Raw genomic sequence first — 23,250 nt, forward strand, 5'->3', positions numbered from 1 at the left:
ATGGCAGACCATAAAAGAGAGCGCCACAGTGGCGCTTTCTTGTTATCAGGGACTGGTTATCAGGGGCTTGCTATCCGGGAGTTGCGATTCGGGGCGAAGGCCTAGTGTCTGGCTGGTCCGGCCGGTTTGCCAAACAGCACGGCGAGTTTTTGTCGCCACGGCAGGCCACGGGCGTCATGCAGCATGTCGCGCCACTCGTGGAAGGTGAGGGTGAGGGGGTTGAAGCTGTGGATCGGCTTGGTGATGCCGAAGCGACACGGCTCTGCCGGATCTTCCTCGACAAAGGTACCGAACAGCCGATCCCAGATAATCAGCACCCCGGCGAAGTTGCGGTCTATGTATTTGGCGTTGCTGGCGTGGTGCACCCTGTGGTGGGAGGGGGTGTTGAAGACCCACTCAAGCCAGCCGAGTTTGCCCACCACCTGGGTGTGGACGAAAAACTGGAAGCCCAGACTCAGCAGCACGGTGGCGACCACCGCCTCAGGCGGGAAGCCGATGACAATCATCGGGATCCAGAACAGCCACATGCCGGAGATGGGATACATCAGGCTCTGGCGAAAAGCGGTGGAGAGGTTGAGCCGCTCCGAGCTGTGATGCACCACGTGGGAGGCCCACAGCCAGCGCACATGGTGGCTGGTGAAGTGGAACAGCCAGTAGCAGAGATCCTGCAACAGAAACAGCAGTAGCACACTCCAGAGATTCATCTCGATATCGAACAACCGCCAGCCCCAGAGGGTGTCATACAGATAAGCAATAAAGATGGCCGCCAGCGCATCGCCCCCTTGGTGCATCAGGGCCAGCGCGGCGTTGGCGAACAGATCCCGCCACTGGTAGGTGGCGGTGGGAAAGGCCGCGCCATGTTTGCGCAGGTAGAGCATCTCCCAGCCGATAAAGGCCAGAAAAACCGGGGAGAGGTAGAGCAGAAGCAGTTGCACATCCATATGCGGCCATCCATTCAGAGCAATTGCTCTCCAGCATAAAGGATGGATTTAATATTTCATTAACATTTTTATGCCAACGAATAGATGGCATGAAATATGGCGCGGCAGCATAGGAAGGCGCGCTGGATGGCTATGCTTGATGGAGGCTTTTTCAGGAGGTGCTGGCTTATGCGCGTCTGGTGTTGCTTGTTGCTGGGGTTGTGCATGATGGCGCACGCCAAGACCCGGGTCGAGATCCTGGCGGATGCCGCCTATCCCCCCTACTCCTGGCAGGAGGGGGAGGAGGTCAGGGGGATCTATGCCGACATCATCCGCGAGGTGACCTCTGCCATGCCTGACTATGAGGTGGTACTCAAGCCTATGCCGTGGCGGCGCGGTCTGAGCATGGTGGAACAGGGGACCGCCTTCGCCATTTTTCCACCCTACTATATGCCCGATACCCGCCCTTATATGTGGCCCTACTCCCAGCCGATGCTGGATGAAGAGCTGGTGGTGATGTGCGGCGCCAGTGTGGCGGCCAATACCCCGCAGGCCAGGTTTCCGCCCGACTATCACGGTTTGCGCTTTGGCATGAACGCCGGTTTTGCCGTCGGCGGCGATGCCTTCTGGCAGGCGGTAAAAGAGAAGCAGATCGACGTGGAGGAGGTGAAAAGCAATCGGGAGAACCTGCTCAAGATTGTCCGCGGCCGGGTCGATTGCACCATCAATGATCGCCTCTCCCTGCTCTATGAGTTGCTCAACATGATAAAGGCCGATCAGCTGGCGGTGGCCGATATGTCCCTGCTCAAACAGGGTCCGGTGCTCAGCAAGGAGCAGGGGTTTCTCGGCTATAGCCGCAAGGGGGAGTACCCCTACAAACAGGCCTTTATCGACCAGTTTGACAAGGAGCTCTATCAGCTCAAAAAACGTGACGGGGTGAAAGTGATCGTGGAGCGCTATCTGGGAAAGTCCCCGCGCTGAGCCGATGAAATGGGCACTCGGGTTCAGCTGGGTTAAGCCTGCTCAGCGTGACACACAAGCAGAGGGACCTTGCGGTCCCTCTTCGTTTATCCAGCAGAGCATGTTGGCTACAGCACCTGACTCAGGAACTGGCGCAGGCGTGGGGAGGGTGGATTGTCGAAGAAATCGGCCGGTTTGTCATCCACCAGCAGTTCGCCACTCTCCATAAAGAGCACCCGATCCGCTACCTCGCGGGCAAAGCCCATCTCGTGGGTCACCACCACCATGGTCATCCCTTCGCGGGCCAGCCCCTTCATCACATCCAGCACTTCCCCCACCATTTCGGGGTCGAGCGCACTGGTGGGCTCGTCAAACAGCATGATGCGTGGCTGCATGGCGAGTGCCCGGGCAATGGCCACCCGCTGTTGCTGACCGCCGGAGAGCTGGGAGGGATAGCTGGCCGCTTTCACCGACAGCCCCACTTTCAGCAGCAGCGCCTTGGCTCTGTCTTCGGCCTCACGGCGCGACAGGCCGCGCACCTTCTGCGGGGCGAGGCAGATATTATCCAGCACCGTCAGGTGGGGAAAGAGATTGAAGGACTGGAACACCATGCCCACCTCTTCCCGCAGCTTGTTGACATCGCCCGGCTGGGTGAGGCAGATGCCATCCACCACGATATCGCCGTCGTTGATGGTCTCCAGCTGGTTGAGGGTGCGCAGGAAGGTGGACTTGCCGGAGCCGCTGGGGCCGACGATCACCACCACTTCCCCTTCGGCCACCTCGGTGCTGACATTTTTCAGGGCGTGCACTTCGCTGCCGTAGAACTTCTCTACGCCGGTCGCTTTGATGATGGGATCAGTTGCTGCGCGCATATTTCACCTCCAGAAAACGAACCGGGAAGGCGAAGAGGGTGTCGGTGATGGCTGCACTTCTCGATGCCTGTTGCACCTTGATGATGGGATCAGTTGCTGCGTGCATATTTCACCTCGAGACGGCGTACCAGGAAGGATAGGGTGCCGGTAAGTACCAGATAGAGCAGGGCCACGGTGAACCATACCTCGAACGGGCTGAAGGTGGAGCTCACCACCTCGCGCCCCGCCTTGGTCAGATCGGTGATGGAGATGACCGAGACCAGCGAGGAGTCCTTGATCAGGTTGATGAACTGGCCCGCCAGCGGTGGCAGTACCCGCTTGAACGCTTGCGGCAGGATGACATAGCGCATGGTCTGGGCCGAGGTCATTCCCAGGCTGCGGCCCGCCTCCATCTGCCCCTTGTGGATGGAGCTGATACCGGCGCGGACGATCTCCGCCACATAGGCGCCGGTAAAGACCGCCAGCGCGGCGACCCCGGCGGTGAAGCGATCGAGGTTCAGCACGGTGCCGATAAAGAAGTAGACGATGAAGATCTGCACCAGCAGCGGTGTACCGCGGATCAGCTCCACATAGGTGATGGCCAGATTGCGCAGGGCCGGATTAGGGGAGAGGCGCGCCAGCCCGGCCAGGGTGCCGAGCAGGATGGCGAAGATGCCTGCTACCAGCGAGAGCTTGACGGTGACCCAGACGCCCCAGGCGATGGGGCCTGCGGTCCAGCTCAGTTGGGTGTCGAGGGTATCACCGCGAAAAACGGTATCCCCTTCGGCGACTTGTACGCCAGTGCTGGCGATGGCTTGCCGCACATTGGGGTCGAGATCGTCTTGCAGGAACAGCTTGCCCTTCTCGGCCTCGCTGGTGCCCGCCATCACGGTGCCGTCAAATTCGGCGACATTCTTCTGCTCCGCCTGATAGGCGATGTATTGGGGAATGCGTTCCCAGCGCCAGGTGTAATCCACTGACTGGACAGCCTTGTAGATGCCGAATACGGCAACCAGCAGCATCAGCAGGAAAACCCCATGCCAGAGTAGCTGATTGGGTTGTTTTTCCATCTGTCTTGTCGGTTTGGGTGTGTGCACAGTCACAACCTCTTCTCGTTTTTGTGTGGGGAGCTGCGTGGTGCAGGGGCGGCATGTGCCGCCCCCCGGAGGTTATTTGAGCTGGTTCAGCCAGGCGTTGGATTCGAACCACTTCTTGTAGAGACGGTCGTAGCTGCCATCGCCCTTGATCTGGCGCAGGTAGTTGTTGAACCAGTTGAGGGTGTCCTGGTCCCCTTTGCGGATGGCCCAGGCCAGCGGCTCGAAGGTGAACGGCTTGTCGAGGTGCACCACGGCGCCCTGATTCTGGGAGGCGAAAATAGCGTTGTAGGGCAGGTCATAGACGAACGCATCGACCTTGCCGTTGATCACTTCCAGCTTGGCGTCATCCTGGGTTTCAAACTGCAGCAGGGTGGCTTTGGGGATCAGGCGCTTGACTGCCTGCTCGCCGGTTGTGCCGAGCTTGACCGCGATCTTGTATTTCGGGTCGTTGAGGTCGGTGAAGGATTTGATTTCACCCGCCTTCTCTTTGCGCAGGACTATGGTCTGGCCGACCACGATGTAGGGATCGGCGAAGTTGACTCGCAGGTTGCGCTGGGGAGTGACGGTCATGCCGCCCATGATGACGTCGAACTTGTTGGTCAGCAGCGCCGGAATGATGCCATCCCAGGCGGTGTTGACGAACTCGACCTTCACGCCCATCTCTTTGGCGACCATCTTGGCGAGATCCACATCAAAGCCGATGTACTGGCCCTGCTTGTTGGTCATCTCGAAGGGTTGATAGCCGGCGTCGAAGCCGACTCGCAGCACGCCGCGTTCGAGCACGGCATCCAGGGTGGAGGTAGGGGCAGGGGTCGGGGCCGCCGTGGCGATCCCGCAAAACAGCAGGGTAGAAAGAATCAGTTTTTTGATCATAAGTGACGTCTCTGTCGGTGGTGTGTTCGGCCTTGAACCTGATCCCGTGCGACTCCGTGGCACAAGAGACTGCTGCATCCGGCAACAGGCAAGACAGGATGAATGTCTTGAGCGGGACAAAAGCCCCATATGAGATGCTATGAATAGTGGTTGAGTGAAAAATGTACCAAAAACAGATTGTGTCAGAAGACTCAACAGGTTAGAGACATTTATTGCTCATGGCTTCATTCATAAAATCACACGAAAACAACATATCTATCTAATTGAGTGGGTTCAAGCCCAAATTATCCCCAAGACATTTTGTTACAAAGTCAGGGCGCCGCTTGCGGCTATTATTGTGCTATTGGGCTCCGTAAGAGGCTTCTTGTGGGGCTTATACGAATACGCATTGGTGGGATATCACACGCATTGCTCTGTTTGTCAGCAAACGAACGGGCTTTATTGTGAAAACCATCAAGTCGTACTGGGTCTTGGCAAACGCTTCTCATATACTCAGTTACCCTCTCTGCATGGCTTTGGTATGGACGCCTCACTACTGCTTAAGCTGGATATTTTTACCTTGATGATCATGGCCTTGTGTGGCTATTGTCTCGGTTTCCTCACTCTTACCATCATTCGTGTTACCCACAACGATATTCCCGGCGTCGGGGTCTGGTGGTGGTCCAGTCTGTTTGCCATGCTGGGTCAGGCGGGATTTGCCAGTCTGCTGTTGACACCCACCCCCTATGGCTCCTGGGTGGGCAATGTCTTCCTGATTTTTCATGTGTCGTTATTGCTGGTCGCCCAACGCTGTTTCTTCCGTCAATCGCCGGGCTGGCCTGTCTGCTGGGGATTCATCCTGCTGTTTGCCGCCGTCATGACCTGGTCGGTCGCCATCGATGGCCGGATTGCGGTACGGGTGATGATCAGCAGTGCCACCTTCCTCATGCTCAGTACGCTCATCATCTGGCAGCTCTGGCGTCACGGCCGCCCTGATTATCAGGTGGCGGTCTGGGTGCTGATTGGCCTCAATCTGGTGCTGATCGCCATGACCCTGATGCGGATGTTTACCGTGTGGGGCGAGGTGATCGAAAGCCCGTTCCAGCGTCAGCTGTTCAACGTGTTGCCCTATGTCTCCATGCTGGTGGGTAGCTCCATGCTCACCTTCGGGGTGCTACTGCTCTGCAACCAGCACCGGGCGTTGGAGCTGCGCTATCAGGCCAGTCATGACCCGCTGACCGGGTTACTCAATCGCCGTGGTTTTATGGAGCGTCTGGCCCGGGGACGCCCTGCACAGCAGGGGGCGTTGGTGGTGCTCGATCTGGATGACTTCAAGCAGATCAACGATCGGCATGGCCATGAGGTGGGCGATCGGGTGCTGGAGCGGGTCGGGTTGGCACTGCGCGAGCTGGAGGGCGTATTGACCAGTCGCTTTGGGGGCGAGGAGTTTGTGCTGCTGTTTCGCCATGCCACCGCAGAGGAGGCGATCGCCCGTTGTCAGTCACTGCGGGTTCAGCTTGCGGCCTGCGAGGTAGATGGGATCCATATCACCGTCAGCATGGGTATTGCTCACTGGCAGGGGGAGTGGCACTTTGACAGCCTGTTCAGCCGTGCGGATGACGCTCTCTATCGGGCCAAGCGGGAAGGAAAAAATCGGGTCTGTCAGGCTGCCTGATGCAGGAATCGGTTCAGGAATAAAATCAGGGCGTGGTGATCCGCGCCCTGTCTGTTTCTGCTTGCCGGATATAGCTCGTCAGCTGCCGTCCATTACTCTGACGCCGCTTGAGCTGTTCTCGGTGCCTGCGCCTTGAGGAAGGGGAGCAGCAGCAGGGCCGAGACGCCCGCCGCCACCGAGATCACTACGAAAAAGCCGTTCCAGTGCCAGATCTCCATCACCTTGGCCAGCGGATAGCCCGACAGCGCCGCCCCCATGTAGGCAAACAGGCCGACAAAGCCGGTGGCCGCCCCCGCCGAGTTCTTGTGGGAGCACTCCGCCGCCGCCATGCCGATCAGCATCTGCGGGCCAAACACGAAGAAGCCGATGGTAAAGAAGCAGGCCGCCTGCATCACATAGCTGAAGAAGGGCATCAGCCAGAGCGATCCCACCGCCAGCAGGATCCCCACCGCAAAGATGAGGTTCATCGGGCCACGGTTGCCGTTGAACAGCTTGTCCGATCCCCAACCCGCCACCAGAGCACCGATAAAGCCCCCCACCTCGAACATGGAGATGGCCGAGTTGGCGCTCATCAGATTGAAGCCGCGCTGCTCGGTCATGTAGAGGTTGCCCCAGTCATTGATGGCGGTGCGCACCACATAGACCAACACGTAGCAGCAGGCGAGCAGCCAGATATAGGGGTTGCCCAGCACATATTTGCGCAGGATCTGGCGATGGGAGAGGCCCGCATCCTGAGTCTGCTGGGCCAGCTCCATGGCATCCTTGCGCCACTCGCCTACTGTCGGCAGTCCCATGGCACTCGGGGTATCGCGCAGCCGCCAGCAGAGGAACAATCCCGCGATGATGGCGATAAGGCCGGGCACTATCATGCCGTAGCGCCAGCCATGTTGCAGAGCGATGGTGCTGACGATAAGGGGAATGAGCGCGCCGCCGACGTTGTGGGCGGTGTTCCAGGCCGACCACCAGACCCCGCGCTCGGTGCGCGAATACCAGCTTGTGAGCAGCTTGGAGCAGGGGGGCCAGCCCCAGCCCTGGAAGAAGGCGTTGGCGACCCAGAGGGCGGCAAACATCCAGAGTGCCGACGAGAGGCCGAATAGTATGTTGATAACGCCGGTGGCCATCAGTCCGACACCCATAAAGTAGCGCGGGTTGGCGCGGTCACTGATGATGCCGGAGAAGAACTTGGAGCAGCCGTAGGTGATGTAGAACAGGGTCCAAAGCATGCCGATATCGGACTTGTCCAGCATGCCGCTCGCCAGCATGTCCGGCATGGCGAAGTTGAAGCTCTTGCGGGTGAAGTAGAAGACCGCGTAGCCCAGATACATGGTCAGAAGCAGGTGCAGCCGCCAGTGGCGATAGGTGGCATCGATCTCGGCCTGATCCCGGATAAGGGGCCGGGGCGGCGCGCTTCTCATAAAACGCAGCACAGGCAGGCCCTCTGGTGGTGATTAGCCATGGCTCTCCTCCCGTCTGCGACTGGGCAGGTTGACCGTCAGCTGGGTGCCGTGGATGCAGGAGAGTTGCAGACTGCCCCCGAGGGCCTGTACCCGTTCGCGAATGCCGAGCAGGCCATAGCCCTGTTGCGGGCGGCTTTCCGGCAGACCGCGGCCATCATCTTCCAGCACCAGTTGCAACTGCTCGCCGCTGGTCCGGGCGCGAATGGTGACCGAGTGGGCGTTGGCATGTTTGACCACGTTGTTGAGCCCCTCCTGACAGACCCGAAACAGGGTGACCCGCTGGGCATCCGAGAGATCCCCATCCGCCAGCTGCCACTCCAGCCGGGTGACGATGCCGTGACGCTCCAGCTCCAGTTCCCGCAGCAGTGCCCGTACCGCCTGTTCCAGAGTCATGTCGTCGAGCTGGCGCGGGCGCAGCCGCCCGAGCAGGCCGCGCACCGCGTCGTAGATCCCGAGCGACAGTGTGTCGATCAGGGCGCTGCTCTGGCCCACCCCGGCGTTGTCGGGGGCGAGGCGGCGCACGATCCCGGCCTGGGTACGAATGGCTGTGATGGTTTGGCCGATGTCGTCGTGCAGCTCGCGCGCCACCTCCTTACGGATGCTCTCCTCGGTCTCCAGCAGCCGCTCGGTGAGCTGGCGATTGTGGGCGAGCTGGCGGGTCAGCGCCTGATTGAGTTCGCGCTGGCGCTGGATCCCGGCGCCGAGCAGCAGGCCGGTGAGGCTCTGGGCCAGCAATGAGAGCAGCAGGTCGAGGGGGTGATCATGCCAGGCCTGACTGGCCAGCAGGGCGATGGTGTTCATCAGGGTGGCGAGCAGCGCCCCTTGCCAGCCGTAGCGCCACGCCATGGCGATGATGGGGATGGCGAGACAAAACGGGGTGAAGCGTACCAGCGAGTTGGGCAATCCCAGTTGCAGCCAGAGGCTCAATACGAACAGCAACAGATACCAGACCAGATGGCGAAAGCGCCACTCCACCGGTTGATCCACCAGCGCAGGCCCCAGCGGCACCCAGGTGGCGCGGGTGAGGTAGTGCCAGATCAGCATGCAGGTGGAGGTCAGCGTCAGCCCGCCGGTGAGGCTGAGCAGCAGGGCCGAAAGGCCATCTTCCCCCGCCAGATGCCAGAGCAGGGCTTGCAGCAGCGCCGCCGCCGTGACGGTGGCGAGCAGCAGCAACAGTTGCTGCCAGTCGTTGCGCACCTGTTGGCGACGGGCAATCAGCAGCGGTAGCAGGGTCAGCAGACTGCCCGCGACCAGCCAAGGCCAGTGGGGCAGCCCCACCTCCAGATTGAGCCAGTAGAGCAGCAGTCCTTCGCACAGCAACAGCGGCGGCCAGTAGTGTCCGGGACTTTGCAGCAGCAATCCGAGGCGCAGGCCGAAGGGGAACAGCAGCACCGCCAGCGCAGGGCCGCCCGCCAGATGCAGGCTGATGCTCCAGAGGCAAAACCAGCCGGCGGCAAAGATGAAACAGGCCGCCAGGGCGATGGCGACATAGCTGGCAAAACGGGAGATCACCAGCTATCCAGCATGCGGTGGGCCAGCTCGACGTTGTTGCTGACCTTGAGCTTGTCCATCAGGTTGGCGCGATGGACGTGAACCGTCTTGGGGGAGAGGCCAAGTTGCTCGGCGATGGCCTTCACCTCCAGCCCCTGTGCCAGCAACTGGGCAATCTCCCGCTCCCGATTGGTGAGGGGATCCCGGCTGCTGCTGGCCAGCTTCTGGGCGATGTCCGGCGTAAGATAACACCCCCCCTGTGCGGCGGTGCGTACGGCGGCGATCAGCTCGTCCGGACTGCAGCGCTTGGAGAGAAATCCCTTGGCGCCGGTCTGCAGCGCCTGCTCGATGAGAGCCGGGCTGTCGTGCACCGAGAGCATCACCACCGCAAGGCCGGAGGGGAGCTGCTTGAGCAGATCCAGCCCCGATTGGTCGGGCATCGAGATGTCGCAGACGCAGACGCGCGCCCCGCTGCCGGGCAGGCCGGCAAGGGCATCGCTGGCGGAGCCGAATTCGGCGACCACCTGCAGGTCGGGCTCCAGATTGAGCAGTTGGGCAAAACCGGATCGGACGATCTGGTGATCGTCGATGAGGGCAATTTTTATCATGATGTCAGCCTGAAATTCGGTGCGTCATGACCATGACGCGGCCAACAAGATACCTGCCCCCCGAGTCAGGCTCAAGCAGCAGCAGGAAAAGGGGCTAAAAACCGGGGGGCAAGGTGCGCAAAGCTTGATCGGGATCAGCTGGCAAGGGCGAGCAAGCGGGCTGATCAACAGGGGGATGACCAGCCCGTGGGACTCAGCGGTGCAGCTCGCCGGCGCGCTCCGGCTGATAGACCACTTCCAGAATTTCGACCTCGATGGTGCGACCGGCCGGGCCCGGCCAGGCGATGCTGTCGCCCACTTTCAGACCGAGCAGGGCGCTGCCCACCGGCGCCAGTACCGAGATGTTGCTCTCGTCGCCCTTGGCATCGCGCGGGTAGACCAGGGTGAGGCAGAACTCGTTGCCGCTGCTCTGCATCTTGAAGCGTACCTTGCTGTTCATAGTGACCACGTCCGGCGGCATGTCGGCCGGTTCGCGGATCTCGGCGCGGTCCAGCTCCTCTTGCAGGGCCAGATGCTGCGGGTGGTTGCCAAGCAGTTGTTCGATACGGTCCAGATCAAGGCTGGAGATAACCAGATGAGGTTGTTTCATAAGATATTCCTTATCAATAGCGGATAGGCCCATACCGGCGGGTGCAGGTTGGCCATCACACTGGGTGTTACAAAAATGGATTCAACAGGTTTAAGCGATTGAAAATGCCATGCCCCCAAGCGACTCGCGGCCGAAGGAGCGAGGCGGGGGCTCAGCAGGGTGTGAGCAAATGCGAGGAAATAGCGAGTATTTTCATAGGCCTACCATAACCATTCTGGCTGGCCTTGGCAACCGCGATTGAGTGACTACTCAGGAGCCTGATAGTTGTACTGACGGATGATCCGCGCCAGTGTGCCATCATGGCGCATCTCGTCTATCACGGCTTGCCAGCGACGTCCCTCGGTGAAGGGGAACTCCTTGCTGGCGGCGACATAAAACTGGGTACGCATCAGAGTCTCCCCGCGTACCAGCCGATCGGTTGGCAAATCACCAAGGCGCTGGTTGTAGAGGATGGCGTTCCAGGCGGCCACCCAGGCATCGATACGGCCCCGATGCAATTTCTGGGCATTGAGTTTCTCGGTGGCCACGGTATCACTTTCAAGCTTAAGTCGTTGTCTGAGCAGATGCTGACCGAAGGAGTAGCGCAAGGTGCCGATCTGCAGCGGTGGGAGATCTGTCACTTTGAGGGGAGCAGGATGAAAGCGGCGATCGCTGACGATGACAAAATCGTCATCGAGTATCGGTGTTACCCAGTAGTAGAGGTGTTCCCGTTGAGTGCTGCGTACCGGCGGGATCAGCAGCACATCCTTGCGGTGGATAGCCTGAGTCAGGGCTCTGGCCAGTGGCATCAGCTCGATGGTGAGCGGTTCTTTGAGGCGTCGCGCGGCCTCTTCCATTATCTCGATGGCGACACCGCTTGGTTTGCCGTGAGAGGAGCGAATGACATAGGGGGGCAACTCGGCCGCCACCAGCACAATAGCCTGGGCACCGGTGTTCACCAGCAATAACAGCAGGGCAAAAAAGGGCAGGCAGAGAGCGCGCATCAAGGTCGTGAGCCAGAGTCGAATATGCAGAGTGTAACATTCCTGCCTGCGTTGTCGTTGTGCCTGCTGAGGGGTTGGGATCTCAGTCGAAGAAATCCCGCAGATCGCGCACTTCGTAATCAGCGAGTTGCTGCCAGGGGAGCTGAGCAGGCAGCTTGCGCAGGTTCACCTCCATCCGGTAGCTGCGATAGCCGTCGAGACTGGCCGATTCGACCACCAGCGGGATCTGCCACTGACTCGACCAGAGAATGCGGGTTCGTTGCTGCCCTTCGCGCTTTTCATACCAGCGGGCCTGCTCGGGGGCGGCCTCATCCAGTGGAGTCATCCCCTCGATCAGCACCGGGTTGACGAGATGGCGGATCCGCAGCCAGTCGGGCTTGAAGGCCACCTGGCCATACTCTTCCACCGGCACCTCAACCAGCTGGTTGTGCCAGCTGTCGGCATAGCGCAGTTGAAGTTCACCCTCATCACTGCGACTGACCCAGCGGGCCGCCATCTGGTGGGTAAAGTGCTTGTGGCCGGGTGTGGCGTCGTGAGTGGCGTGATAGGCACGGGCAAGGGGGAGGGGAATGAGCCGCTGGCTCCACACCTGATTGCCCACGCGCAGCCACTTCTCTTGCCAGACACTCTCTCTGGCGATGCCATCGCTGCCGGTGTTCCGGTCGTGATAGCTGATCCGCGCGGCGAGATCCGGGGGCGTGTCGTCAGCATGCAGGGGGAAGGCGAGGGTGCTGCCAAGCAGCCATAACGAAAGCAAAAGTCGCATCATCATCTGTCGCTCGAAAGAGCCGGGGCCCGGGCCGCTGAGTCAATTGCTCAGATGCACCCGGGCCCCTGCTGCTTACAGGCCGAGCGCCTCCCGCAGTTTGCCAAACACCTTGGTGTTATCCAGCGTGCCTTTGAAGCGGTTGCTGCCGGCGCCATCGGCAAACAGCATCACATCGCCGCCGCCGTGGGTTTCCGATGTCAGCTTGACGCCGGTCTCCTGCAGGTAGTCATTGGCCATCACCTGATCGCTGGTGAGGACGGGGCGCACATCGGGGCGGTTGGGGCCGTTACCGAACACCAGGGTGGTGAAGGGCTTGCCATCCACGTCGTTCTGGGTCGAGCCATCGCCATTTTTAACCAGATCCAGCACCGGATTGCCCTTGGCGGAGTAGCCGTTAATGGTCATGGTGTGGTCATGGTCGGCGGTGACCACGATCAGGGTATTGCTCAGATCCACTTTACCCAGCGCCGTCTTGACCGCCTCATCCAGTGCCACCGCGTCGGTGAGCGAGCGCTTGGCATTGGTGCCGTGCAGGGCGTGATCGATACGGCCACCCTCTACCATCAGGAAGTAACCCTGACTGTTCTTGCTCAGCAGGTCGATCGCTTTGGCGGTCATTTCGGAGAGGGACGGCTGGGTATTGGCAGCCCCCTTGGCGACCCGATCCAGCTCGTAGTCGAGGTGGGATTTGCTGCTGAACAGACCGAGCACCTTACCGCTGGTGACCTTGGCCAGTTCACTTTGGGTGGTGACATAGCTGTATCCCTGCGCCTTCATCTCGGCGGTCAGGTCGCGGTTGTCATTGCGACCGCCCTTGTTGCTGGCGCTGTAGGGGGTCCAGTGGTTGGCACCACCGCCCATCAGCACATCGACCCCATCCCCCAGCGCCTGGTTGAAACCAGTTCCTCCCGGAACAGCTTGTGCGGCGATGTCATAGGCAGCATCCCGATGGCAGATGTGGGCGTAGGTAGCCGCCGGGGTGGCGTGGGTCAGCTCGGTGGTGGTGACGGCTCCGACCGATTTGCCTGCAGCCTTGGCCAGCTCCAGGATGGTGGGCACCGGTTTGCCATTATCGCTGCTGCAATTGTTGACGGTTTTGTTGCCATTGACGTCTTTGCCGGGGGCGACGGCTTTGGTGTCGCTGCTCATGGCGATCACCTCGTTGTTCATCTTGACCCCGGTGGTGTAGGCCGCCATGGAGGGGGCCGAGTCGGTGGTCTGGGCATCGTTGGAGAAGGTCTTGATGCGGGCACTGCGCGGCAGTTTCATCATCTCCAGATTGCCCTCTTCCCCCACCTTGAACAGGCGGGTGGCGGTGAGCACGGTGGGGCCCATGCCATCACCGATAAAGAGAATGACGTTTTTGGCATCACCGGCCTGTGCCTGGGAGGTTGCGCCCAGCGCACTGAACAGGGCGGCGCAGACCAGCGTGTGCTTGATGGATGTGTTCATCTGTTTGCTCATGAAAGTGCTCCTTACAGCTTGGCCGCAGCCTTGATCTTGCCGAACACGGCAGTGTTATCGAGTGAGCCATGGAAGCTGTCAGCCCCCTTGCCGATGGCGCCGAGGAAGACATCGGTGCCGCCGTGGGTCTCGTTGCCGATCTCGCCCACCTTGACCACCACTTCCTGGTGGTAGTCATTGGCGGAGACGGTGGCATCGTCGAGCGGGGCAACGCTGCTGCGCGGGCCATCCACCCGGTTGTAGCCGTTGCCAAAACCTATGATGGTGTAGGGCATGCCCTCGCTATCCTTGCTTGGCTCGCCAGTCTCGTAGTTCTTCACCAGCCCGAGTACGCCGGGGTTGTCGGCGGTGGTCTTGCCGGTGCGCTTGGCATAGCCGTTGAGTACTAGCGTGTGGTCGTGGTCGGCGGTGACCACGATCAGGGTGTTTTTCAGCTCGGGGTCGCTCTTTTTCACCTCGTCGATAGCAGCCTTGATGGCGTTGTCGAAGGCGATGGTGTCCTGCAGCGCCCGCTTGGCGTTGGTGTCGTGCAGGGCGTGGTCGATACGGCCCCCTTCCACCATCAGGAAGTAACCCTTCTCTTTGCCCTTGAGCTGCTTGATGGCGGCCAGGGTCATCTGGGCCAGTGACGGCTCGCTGGCGGGACGGTCCAGGTCATATTTCATGTGGCTGGAACCAAACAGGCCCAGCAGCGGCTTGCCCGCATCGGCCTTGTTCAGCTCATCCAGATTGCTGGCAAACTGGTAGCCCTTGGCCTGCATTTCGCTGATGAGGTTGCGGCCATCCTCCCGCTTGCCCTTGTCGGCTTTGGGCAAGAAGAAACTGCTGCCGCCACCGAGCACCACATCCAGCCCCTCCTTGAGGGCGCTGTTGTAGCCTTTGCCGCCCGGTACCAGCTGGACGGCGATATCCGCTTCCAGATCCCGGTTGCAGATATGGGCATAGGTAGCCGCCGGGGTGGCGTGGGTTACCCGGGTGCTGGTTACCACACCGGTACCGCGGCCATCGGCTTTGGCGAGCTCCAGCAGGGTGGTCACCGGCTTGCCGGCGCTCTTGCTGCAGTCGCTCTCATAGGTGGCGTCGCCGTCCATGCTGATGACGCCGTTGTTGCTCTTGACCCCGGTCATGTAGGCCGCCATGGAGGGGGCCGAGTCAGTGACCTGGGCATCGTGGGAGAAGGTCTTGATAAAGGCCGTCTCTGGCAGGGTATCGATGGTGAGATCACCCTCTTCGCCGACACCGTAGATGCGGGCCGCCGTCAGGGTGTTGAGGCCCATGCCGTCACCGAGGAAGAAGATGACGTTGGTGGGTTGGGCTGCGGGCTTGGTCGCCACCGTGTCATTGTCTGATTTGCAGCCGGCAGCCAGGGCGGCGCCGATCATCACTGCAAGTCCTGCCATTTTTCTCATTGGGGTTCGCTCCTTGTAAAACCTGAGCGCAGCCTAGAGGGGGCAGATGACACTTTTACTGACTATCGGTGACGGTTGTGTGAAAAAGTGATGAAAATGTTACACTATATCAATGTGTTATCTATCAATTGAGCCAGTTGGTCCGGTCGCTTCCGGCAAGGTTGCTCCGCCTCGGCGGTTTGCTGATTTGATGAGGTGATGGTTAGAATGACCTGTCAAAAGAGGCCCGCAGCAGGTAAAATGCGCCCCCTTCGTTCGATGCCCGCGGCAGAGCGCCTGTTGTTCCATGCGCGCGCCCGCAGCCCCCACAGAGAGTAACGGATATGTCCATCAACTGGTTCCCCGGTCACATGCACAAGGCCCGCAAAGAGATTGCCGAGGTCATGCCCCAGGTCGATGTGATCATCGAGATGCTCGATGCCCGCATCCCCTTCTCCAGCGAAAACCCGCTGGTGCCCGAGCTGCGTGGTGATACCCCGGTGATCAAGGTGCTGAACAAGGCGGACCTGGCCGATCCGGCGATCACCGATCTGTGGGTGGCGCACATGGAAAAAGACAAGGGGATCAAGGCGCTGCCCCTGACCCAGCAGGAGCCCGAGAAGATCAAGCAACTGCTGACCCTCTGCCACGAGATGCTGCCGGAGCGCAATCTGGAGCTGCGCGGCGTGCGCGCCATGATCATGGGGATCCCCAACGTGGGCAAGTCCACTCTGATCAATACTCTGGCGGGGCGCATCATCGCCCGTACCGGCAACGAGGCGGGGGTGACCAAGTCCCAGCAGCGGATCAAGCTGGATAACAACGTCATCCTGACCGATACCCCGGGTTTTCTCTGGCCCAAGCTCAACCCGCCCTCCTGCGGTTATCGTCTGGCCATCACTGCGGCCATCAAGGACACGGTGTTCGACTATGCCGATATCGCCATGTTTGCCGCTGACTACTTCATCAAGGCCTATCCGGAGCGGATCAAGGCGCGCTACCAGATTGACGAGCTGCCCGAGACCGAGATCGAGCTGCTGGAGATGATCGCCCGCCAGCGGGCGTTTATGCGCAAAGGGGGGCTGGCCGACCTGCACAAGGCGTCCGAGATCCTGATCAACGAGTTCCGCTCCGGCTTGCTTGGCCGCATCTCGCTGGAGACGCCGGAGATGGTGAGCGTCGAGATTGTCGAAGCCGCCGCAGAAGCCGAGCAAAAAGCCAAAGAGAAGGCCGAGCGGGAAGAGGAGCGTCAGGCACGTGCCCGCCGCAAGTACGCCCGCAAGCGTCAGAAATAGTTATCCTCAGGCGTCCCGAGCTTGCCTGACAACGAGCGAGCTTGTGTGACCGAGATGACGAAACACGAAGAGGCGATCCAAGGGTCGCCTCTTCTGTCTTATCTGGTGAAATGCCGCCCACTTCTCATGGCTTGTCCGCGCTATCAAGCCATGCCATCAGCCAAAACGTTGGCGCGCCGTTTCAAACAGCGACATATGAAGCGGGATCAGCTGTTGCCAGTCGCGGCGATAGCCGCCACCGGGCAGAGCTGCGACAGGCAACCCATGTTTGATTGCGCAGTCAAAAACCATGGCATCGCGCAGGCGCACCCCTTCATCGCTCAGGGAGAGATAACCAAGCTCGTCGGCATGATGCACATCGACGCCTGCCTGATAGAGGATGAGATCCGGCGAATAGAGCCGCAGTGCCAGTGAGAGCGCCTGTTGCAGTGTGGTGAGATAGGCATCGTCCGTCATGCCGCTTGGCAGCGGAAAGTCGAGGTGAGAGGCGGCTTTGTGATGGGGAAAGTTGTGCTCCCCATGGAGGGAGAGGGTTATGATATCGCGCCTTCCGGCGCACAGGGCCGCACTGCCATCTCCCTGATGCACATCGAGATCGACGATCAGCACCTGTTCACAGCGCCCCTCGTCGAGGCAAGTCTGGGCGGCAATCACCAGATCGTTGAACAGACAAAAACCGCTGCCGTGATCCCGATGGGCGTGGTGGTAGCCACCGGAGATCTGTAAGCCGCAGCCCTGCTCAAGTGCATAGCGGCTGGCGGCAACGGTGGCACCCACCGAGCGCAAGGTGCGCTCTATCAGCATGGGTGACCAGGGAAAACCGATCTTGCGGATGGCGCGATCTTCCAGCTGGCCGCTCAGGGCCGCCGCGACATAATCGGCATCGTGTATGCGACAGATTTGCTCCCGGGTAGCGGCGGGCGCTTCGCCAAGGGGGTAACCCTGCACCTGCAGGCGTTCAAACAGCCCTTGATACTTGGCCAGCGGGAAGCGATGGCGCTCGGGTAGCGTCAGGGAGGAGTAGAGGGGGTGATAGAAAATGCGCAACGACATGGTGCCATTCTCCCTGGCGAGGTGGCGCTTTCTATATATGAAATCAGCAGATGAATCCATATATGTACTCCCTATATAAAGGGGAAGTGGCAGCGCATAAATCAAGACGCGTCGTGAGTGAGACCGCAGAATATGGAAAAGGGGAGCTTGGCTCCCCTTTCAGTCAATCACTCAGCCCGGCTTATTGCTGCTGGATAACCCAGATCTGGAAGGCTTTGCGGGTTTCCGCATCGGCCTTGTTGTACCAGTTTTGCAACTGGGTCAGCGCTTCCGGATTGCTTTGAGCCTTGCTGGGGGCAACCTGAACCGGTGCGCTGGCGGCAGCCATCACGGCAGCAGAGGAGACGGCAACCGCTTTGGGCTGGTTGAAGGCTTTCCCCATGTTGATCAGCTCTTGCTGATAGTCACGGGTCAGCTGGAAGCCCTCTACTTTCGGCATCACGAACTGTTCGCTACTCACTTGCTGACCACTGACCTTGTCTTTCAGCGCCACTTTCTGCTCTTTGACAAACTGCTTGGCTTCGGCTTCGTTGCGGGGCTTTTTATAGTCCAGCACTAGCTGCTGATTGTCGGCGGCGGTGAAGTTCAGCACCAGCGGCTCTGCGGTGACCAGCTTGATTTCGTTACGGCTGGAGTAGTTGCCTTCAAAGGCGACGACCAACTGGTGTTTGCCAGCAGAGAGGGGGAAGGTGCTGGTTTTGTCGAGCAGCTTGGGGTTGATGGATTGACCATCGATCAGCTGGACGACATACGGGGTGGTCACTTCCAATTGGGCATCAGCAAGGGCGCTACCGGCCCACAACAGACCAGCCAGCGCCGGTACCAGAACAGTCAGTTTCATTTCATCTCCTTGAACAGTCAGGCGATTGCCCACTGAAAACAGGGGCTCATTTTTACAGGTTTGGCCTACTGCGGCAATGGCTCTTTCTGGTGGTCAACGTTCGCGCTGCTGTCAGCTTGTTTATCAATAGCGGCCGGCTGATTTACTCGATCCGACGTGTGAACGGGGGGAGGGCATCAAGCAACCCCTTGCCATAACGCTTGGTCAGCAGACGCCGGTCCAGAATGGTGACCCGCCCCCGATCTGCCTCTTTGCGGATGAGGCGGCCACAGGCCTGGATCAGTTTGCGCGATGCTTCTGGTACCGTCAGTTGCAGAAACGGGTTCCCCCCTCGCTGCTCCACCCATTCGGCGGTAGCCTCCTCGACCGGTGAGTTGGGCACCGCAAAGGGGAGCTTGGTGATCACCAGATTGGTAAGGTAGTGACCCGGCAGATCCAGCCCCTCCGAGAAGCTGCCGGTACCAAACAGGATGCTGGCCTGACCGCCATCGCACTTTTGTTTGTGTAGGGTGAGCAGGGCATTGCGGGAGGCTTCCCCCTGCACCAGCAATGACAGTCCCTTGGCTCGCAAGCCAACAGCCACCTCATTCATCTGGCGGTAGGAGGAGAAGAGCACCAGACTCGCCTCTTTGCCGGCCAGAATACGTGGCAGTACGCTGATGAGCTCGTTGGTAAAGGCCGGCGAGTTGGGTTCGTGCTCCATCTTGGGCAGATAGAGCTCGGCTTTCTGATAGTCAAAGGGGGAGCGCAGGCGCAGATAGCGGGTACCGTCGTGCTCCTTGAGCCCCACCTGATGGCGAAAATAACTAAAGGAAGAGAGGGCGGTGAGGGTCGCGGAGACCAGTACGGCTCCCAGACATTTCGACCAGAGCCACTCCTCCAGCAGATAGCCTACCTCAATCGGTGAGGCGTGCAGCCAGATATCGCCGTCATCGCTCTTGGCCATCCAGCGGGCGAGCGGGGTTTTGCCGGTCGGCACATGGCGCCCCAGCATCTCCCAGAGGGCGCAGAAACTCTCCAGCCGTTGCAGATGAAAACCGCTCTCTGCCAGCAGAGGTTCGGCCTCCTTGCGGCGGATCTCGCCATCTTTCAGCGCTTCACCTATGGCCCCTTGCATCCGATCCAGCGCCCGCAGTGCCTTCTTGCTCGACTCCTTGAGATTCTCTGCCAGCATGGGCAGGGGATCCGGCAATACCCCTTCGGCGAAGCGGTAGTGGGGTTCCGTGCCAAACAGCCGATCGTTGGCGCTGAGCCACTGCTCGACCGCCTTCAGATCGGGCTGGATGGAAGCCAGTGCATCCTGCAGTTTGAGTTGGGGGTCGAGCAGGCTCTCCTTATTAAGAGTCCGCGCCAGCTTGCCTGCACTTTGTACCAGCTTCTCCAGCCAACGACGCGAGCCTTTGACGCTGGCCGACGCCGCGCCGTGATCCCGGGCGATGGTGGGCAGGTGATGGGCCTCATCCAGCACATAGATGCACTCATCAGGGGGCGGCAGAATGATGCCTCCGCCCATGGTCAGATCGGAGAGTAGCAGCGCATGGTTGACGACCAGCACATCGGCGCTCTCCATGTCGTTGCGGGCGCGATGAAAGGGGCAGTGCTGGTGATGGCTCAGCGCCTTGTTGCAGGTGTGGCGGTCGGCGGCGATGCGATCCCAGCAAGTGTCGGGAATGGGCTCCGGCCAGTTGTCCCGATCACCGTCCCACTTGCCATTGGTGTAGGCCTGCCACAAAGCCTGGTAGCGATCTTTGTCGCTGTCAGATGGTTTGGATTTGCTCAGACTGCCAAAGTCGAGCTCGAAGTTGGCCATCTCGGCGCCACTGGCTGCCTGCTCCAGCAGATGCTCGCAGCAGTAGCGCTGACGCCCCTTGACCAGCATAAAGCGAAACGGCAGCTCGCTGTGGCGATGGTAAAAAGGAAGGTCTTTGTGGATCAACTGCTCTTGCAGGGCCACGGTGGCGGTGGAGATCACCAGCTTCTTCTGGGTGAGCCGCGCCACCGGGATGGCACCCTGCGCATAAGAAAGAGATTTGCCGATACCGGTTCCTGCTTCGGCAACCAGAATACGGCGCTGTTTGTCGTACTCGCCGGTCAGGGTTTTGGCTATCTCTGCCACCAGAAAGTTCTGCTCTTTGCGCGGCACAAAACCGGGTAATCCATCCGAAATCTGGCGATAGGTTTGACGAATGGTGGTTTTAAGGCGAGTAGAGAGCATGAAGAGAGGGCCAGTTAGGGGTTAATCGAAGGACAAGGATACCCGCAACCCCTTGGTGAGGTCGAGGCAACAGCCATTATCACGGCAGTTTTACGCTGATCAGACCACTTTGGTTGTTTATCAGGTAGCTAGCGTCATTTGCATGCAAAATAGACTATTTGAGTCCAAATAATCAGCAGAATTCATTGTAAACGTTTTCCTTTTGTCTTGCCGTCAGGTGAGACTTGGCTCACATTTTTGCCCCCGTGACTATGGTTTGCGTAAAAAGTTCCAAGTTTTTTCATTGCGGTTCAAAAAATCCGGTGCTAGTCTCGGCGGCATAGTGATGCAAAGAACCTCGCTAACACAGGGAATAACAACAACTTAGTGTTTAATTACAGTAGGCATTGGAAACTATGAAAAAGACAATTCTGGCTATTGCTATTCCGGCTCTGTTTGCATCCGCCGCTAACGCCGCAGTGATCTATGACAAAGACGGTACCACTTTCGACGTATACGGCCGTGTACAGGCTAACTACTACGGCGAAGCTAACGACAAATCAGCAGAACTGGTTGGTGCAACCCGTCTGGGCTGGTCTGGTAAAGTAGCTCTGAACAACACTTGGTCTGCCATTGCTAAAACCGAGTGGCAAGTAGCTGCTGAAAACTCTGGTAGCAACACCAGCGACATCGATCCGCGTCACATCTATGCCGGTTTTGATGGTTCCCAGTACGGTAAAATCATCTTCGGTCAGACCGATACCGCTTTCTACGACGTACTCGAGCCGACCGATATTTTCAACGAGTGGGGCGATGCCGGTAACTTCTATGACGGTCGTCAAGAAGGTCAAATCATCTACTCCAACACCTTCGGTGGTTTCAAAGGTAAAGTTTCCTACCAAACCAACGATGACGTAGCGGTCAAAATCACTGACGTTGGTCAGAAGATCAAAGAAGACGCTATTTGGGGTAAAGACGTTAAGCGTAAGAAAGCTTACGGCGTAGCTGCTGGTTATGACTTTGACTTCGGTCTGGGCTTCAATGCCGGTTATGCCTACTCTGACCTGCAAAACAAAGTTAATGGCCACACTGGTAAGAAAGACGAGTGGGCTGTGGGCGCGCACTACGCTATCAATGGTTTCTACTTCGCTGGTGTTTACACTGAAGGCGAAGTGAAGAACAAGAGCCTGGGCATGAAAGATGACGGCCGTGGTTACGAGCTGGCTGCTTCTTACAACGTAGACGCTTGGACCTTCTTGGCTGGCTACAACTTCAAAGAAGGCAAGGCCAACGCTCAAGCTGCTGGTTCTACTTACAAGGATCTGGTTGACGAGACCCTGCTGGGTGTTCAGTATGCCTTCACTCCGAAGCTGAAAGCTTACACCGAGTACAAGATCCAGGGCATCGACAAGCAAGATGACGAGTGGACTGTTGCTCTGCAGTACAACTTCTAATAAGTTGCACATGAGTAATATCCAGGCTTGAGTCTTTGACCAAGCTACGAATGGCCGAGATGATATCTCGGCCATTTTCTTTTTGGCTGCATTGCTATTGCGTAACGGAGTTCTGGTGAATCGCCGGATTGTAATTTCTAGTGATAGTTGGCAAATTGCCGGTCTCGGTTAATTTGTACAGTGTACAGATCTAGTTATCACCTGACACCGGCCTCAAACCGGTGTCTTGTTTACGCTACTTTAGTGCGCACTTCCTTCGGTATCAATTTCAGACCCTTCTTGAACATGCTGTAGGGGGTCTGACCCTCCATCATCCTGCCCTGATGTGGCCGCTGGGTGTTGTAGTGCACCAGATAGCTATCCAGGTCTGTCTGCATCTGCTCTACCGACTCATACCAGGTCGTCCTCCCCTTGATGCGGAAGTGTTCATCCAGCAGTGTGCGATGCAGCCGTTCGATAAAGCCGTTGCTCTGCGGTCTGCGCACCTTGGTGGTTCGGTGCTCAATCCCCTCCAGTTGCAGGAACAGCTCGTAGGGATGGTGGTCAGGGCGCCCACAGAACTCGCGCCCGTTGTCCGACAGGATGGTATAGACCCGCGCCTCGTGGGCCTCGAAAAACGGCAGCACCGTTTCATTGAGCACATGAACCGAGGTCACCGGCAGCTTGCTGGTGTAGAGCCGTCCCCAGGCGTGGCGACTGTAGCAGTCCAGCACGGTTTGCAGATACACCTTACCAACCACCTTGAGCGCGCCGACGAAGAAGGTGTCGACCGCCACCAGTTCCCCGGTGTAGTGGACCTCAATCTGGCGTTCGCGAAACTCGGGGCTGAAGCGCTCTAACAGGCGAATTTGCTCGTCATTGAGCTCAATGGTCTGCTCACGGTGAGTTTTCTCAAGGCGCAGCCAGCGGTCGTGTTTGGAGAGCAAGTCGTGCCGTTGCCACACGCCACGCACACCGCCCGCACTGACGTTGATGCCTTGCAGAACCAGTTTTTGCGCGACTCGCAGCGGGCCATGAGCTGGTCTGGTGAGGGAGTAATCGAGGATGGCCTGTTCAATCTCGGGCGCAACCCGATTGGGATGAGCCCCTTTACAACCGGGCAATTTGTCGAGCAATCCCTCGGCACCATAGGTCTGGTAATTACGGCGAATTTCGTAGAACTGCTGACGACTGTAGCCGATGAGCTTGCAGGCTTTGCTGACGTTATTGAGCTCTATGGCGAGCGCTAGCAGGCTGAGTTTGCGACGTGCTACTTTCTCGTTGGTGGTCATACGGTGACTCCGGATAACACGGTAGGGGTACAGTTTTG

The 23,250-nt window shown here is 59.0% G+C and carries 21 protein-coding genes; 4 read left to right on the forward strand and 17 right to left on the reverse strand.

Features of this window, described 5'->3' with window-relative positions; translation table 11 throughout:
• Positions 1-101 precede the first annotated feature (101 nt).
• Complete coding sequence (locus OKC42_RS02405; RefSeq protein ID WP_270819032.1) at positions 102-941, reverse strand: sterol desaturase family protein; 840 nt, start codon at positions 939-941, stop codon at positions 102-104.
• A gap of 168 nt (positions 942-1,109) precedes the next feature.
• Between OKC42_RS02405 and OKC42_RS02410 the strand changes: the two genes are divergently transcribed.
• Positions 1,110-1,901 carry a substrate-binding periplasmic protein gene (locus OKC42_RS02410; protein ID WP_199428062.1) on the forward strand — a complete coding sequence of 264 codons (792 nt, stop codon included), beginning with the start codon at positions 1,110-1,112 and terminating at the stop codon, positions 1,899-1,901.
• 107 nt (positions 1,902-2,008) lie between these two features.
• Here OKC42_RS02410 and OKC42_RS02415 read toward each other — a convergent pair whose 3' ends face one another.
• The 4 genes from OKC42_RS02415 to OKC42_RS02430 form a co-directional block, all read right to left on the reverse strand.
• Positions 2,009-2,752, reverse strand: coding sequence for an amino acid ABC transporter ATP-binding protein (locus tag OKC42_RS02415; protein WP_150388834.1), 744 nt, complete (start codon positions 2,750-2,752; stop codon positions 2,009-2,011).
• The gene (locus OKC42_RS02420; protein ID WP_005350727.1) at positions 2,736-2,858 is read right to left on the reverse strand and encodes a hypothetical protein; all 123 of its coding nucleotides are present in this window, start codon (positions 2,856-2,858) and stop codon (positions 2,736-2,738) included. Before OKC42_RS02420 ends, OKC42_RS02415 begins: the two co-directional genes overlap by 17 nt.
• The gene (locus OKC42_RS02425; protein WP_139432183.1) at positions 2,842-3,801 is read right to left on the reverse strand and encodes an amino acid ABC transporter permease; all 960 of its coding nucleotides are present in this window, start codon (positions 3,799-3,801) and stop codon (positions 2,842-2,844) included. Before OKC42_RS02425 ends, OKC42_RS02420 begins: the two co-directional genes overlap by 17 nt.
• Before the next feature lie 99 nt (positions 3,802-3,900).
• Positions 3,901-4,701: a transporter substrate-binding domain-containing protein gene (locus tag OKC42_RS02430; RefSeq protein WP_005334079.1), complete on the reverse strand. Its 801-nt coding sequence runs from the start codon at positions 4,699-4,701 to the stop codon at positions 3,901-3,903.
• 520 nt (positions 4,702-5,221) lie between these two features.
• Here OKC42_RS02430 and OKC42_RS02435 point away from each other — a divergent pair.
• Complete coding sequence (locus OKC42_RS02435; RefSeq protein WP_150388835.1) at positions 5,222-6,355, forward strand: GGDEF domain-containing protein; 1,134 nt, start codon at positions 5,222-5,224, stop codon at positions 6,353-6,355.
• Positions 6,356-6,447: 92 nt separating this feature from the next.
• Here OKC42_RS02435 and OKC42_RS02440 read toward each other — a convergent pair whose 3' ends face one another.
• The 8 genes from OKC42_RS02440 to OKC42_RS02475 form a co-directional block, all read right to left on the reverse strand.
• Complete coding sequence (locus OKC42_RS02440) at positions 6,448-7,782, reverse strand: MFS transporter (protein ID WP_270819033.1); 1,335 nt, start codon at positions 7,780-7,782, stop codon at positions 6,448-6,450.
• 21 nt (positions 7,783-7,803) lie between these two features.
• On the reverse strand, positions 7,804-9,324 hold the full coding sequence (gene uhpB / locus OKC42_RS02445) for a signal transduction histidine-protein kinase/phosphatase UhpB (protein ID WP_005334072.1): 1,521 nt from the start codon (positions 9,322-9,324) through the stop codon (positions 7,804-7,806).
• Positions 9,321-9,911, reverse strand: coding sequence for a transcriptional regulator UhpA (gene uhpA / locus OKC42_RS02450; RefSeq protein WP_005334071.1), 591 nt, complete (start codon positions 9,909-9,911; stop codon positions 9,321-9,323). The genes uhpB and uhpA overlap by 4 nt, the downstream gene beginning before the upstream one ends.
• 193 nt (positions 9,912-10,104) lie before the next feature.
• Complete coding sequence (gene rnk / locus OKC42_RS02455; RefSeq protein ID WP_005334070.1) at positions 10,105-10,500, reverse strand: nucleoside diphosphate kinase regulator; 396 nt, start codon at positions 10,498-10,500, stop codon at positions 10,105-10,107.
• A 245-nt stretch (positions 10,501-10,745) separates the two neighbouring features.
• Positions 10,746-11,483, reverse strand: a complete 738-nt coding sequence (locus OKC42_RS02460; protein ID WP_042080164.1) for a substrate-binding periplasmic protein — start codon at positions 11,481-11,483, stop codon at positions 10,746-10,748.
• 82 nt (positions 11,484-11,565) lie between these two features.
• A complete protein-coding gene (locus OKC42_RS02465) occupies positions 11,566-12,252 on the reverse strand; it encodes a hypothetical protein (protein WP_199416695.1) in 687 nt (228 codons plus the stop codon).
• A gap of 72 nt (positions 12,253-12,324) precedes the next feature.
• Positions 12,325-13,716 carry an alkaline phosphatase gene (locus tag OKC42_RS02470; protein WP_139732383.1) on the reverse strand — a complete coding sequence of 464 codons (1,392 nt, stop codon included), beginning with the start codon at positions 13,714-13,716 and terminating at the stop codon, positions 12,325-12,327.
• Between the two features lie 11 nt (positions 13,717-13,727).
• Entirely contained in the window at positions 13,728-15,125 is a 1,398-nt protein-coding gene (locus OKC42_RS02475; protein WP_005334065.1) for an alkaline phosphatase, read from the reverse strand.
• A 323-nt stretch (positions 15,126-15,448) separates the two neighbouring features.
• Here OKC42_RS02475 and ylqF point away from each other — a divergent pair, with 323 nt between their 5' ends.
• Positions 15,449-16,399 carry a ribosome biogenesis GTPase YlqF gene (gene ylqF, locus OKC42_RS02480; protein ID WP_270819034.1) on the forward strand — a complete coding sequence of 317 codons (951 nt, stop codon included), beginning with the start codon at positions 15,449-15,451 and terminating at the stop codon, positions 16,397-16,399.
• Positions 16,400-16,555: 156 nt separating this feature from the next.
• On the opposite strand, the gene OKC42_RS02485 is transcribed toward ylqF, so the two are convergent.
• The 3 genes from OKC42_RS02485 to dinG form a co-directional block, all read right to left on the reverse strand.
• On the reverse strand, positions 16,556-17,452 hold the full coding sequence (locus OKC42_RS02485) for a histone deacetylase family protein (protein WP_150388838.1): 897 nt from the start codon (positions 17,450-17,452) through the stop codon (positions 16,556-16,558).
• A gap of 181 nt (positions 17,453-17,633) precedes the next feature.
• Positions 17,634-18,293, reverse strand: coding sequence for a YccT family protein (locus OKC42_RS02490; RefSeq protein ID WP_058056075.1), 660 nt, complete (start codon positions 18,291-18,293; stop codon positions 17,634-17,636).
• 142 nt (positions 18,294-18,435) lie between these two features.
• Positions 18,436-20,508 (reverse strand): ATP-dependent DNA helicase DinG, encoded by a 2,073-nt coding sequence (gene dinG, locus OKC42_RS02495; RefSeq protein ID WP_199428689.1) that lies wholly within the window; start codon positions 20,506-20,508, stop codon positions 18,436-18,438.
• Positions 20,509-20,903: 395 nt separating this feature from the next.
• Here dinG and OKC42_RS02500 point away from each other — a divergent pair, with 395 nt between their 5' ends.
• Positions 20,904-21,941 carry a porin gene (locus OKC42_RS02500; protein WP_021231018.1) on the forward strand — a complete coding sequence of 346 codons (1,038 nt, stop codon included), beginning with the start codon at positions 20,904-20,906 and terminating at the stop codon, positions 21,939-21,941.
• Between the two features lie 230 nt (positions 21,942-22,171).
• Here OKC42_RS02500 and OKC42_RS02505 read toward each other — a convergent pair whose 3' ends face one another.
• On the reverse strand, positions 22,172-23,212 hold the full coding sequence (locus OKC42_RS02505) for an IS481 family transposase (RefSeq protein ID WP_150388840.1): 1,041 nt from the start codon (positions 23,210-23,212) through the stop codon (positions 22,172-22,174).
• Positions 23,213-23,250 lie beyond the last annotated feature (38 nt).

This window comes from Aeromonas sp. Y311-2 (genome assembly GCF_027706025.1).
Classification (GTDB): domain Bacteria; phylum Pseudomonadota; class Gammaproteobacteria; order Enterobacterales; family Aeromonadaceae; genus Aeromonas; species Aeromonas veronii.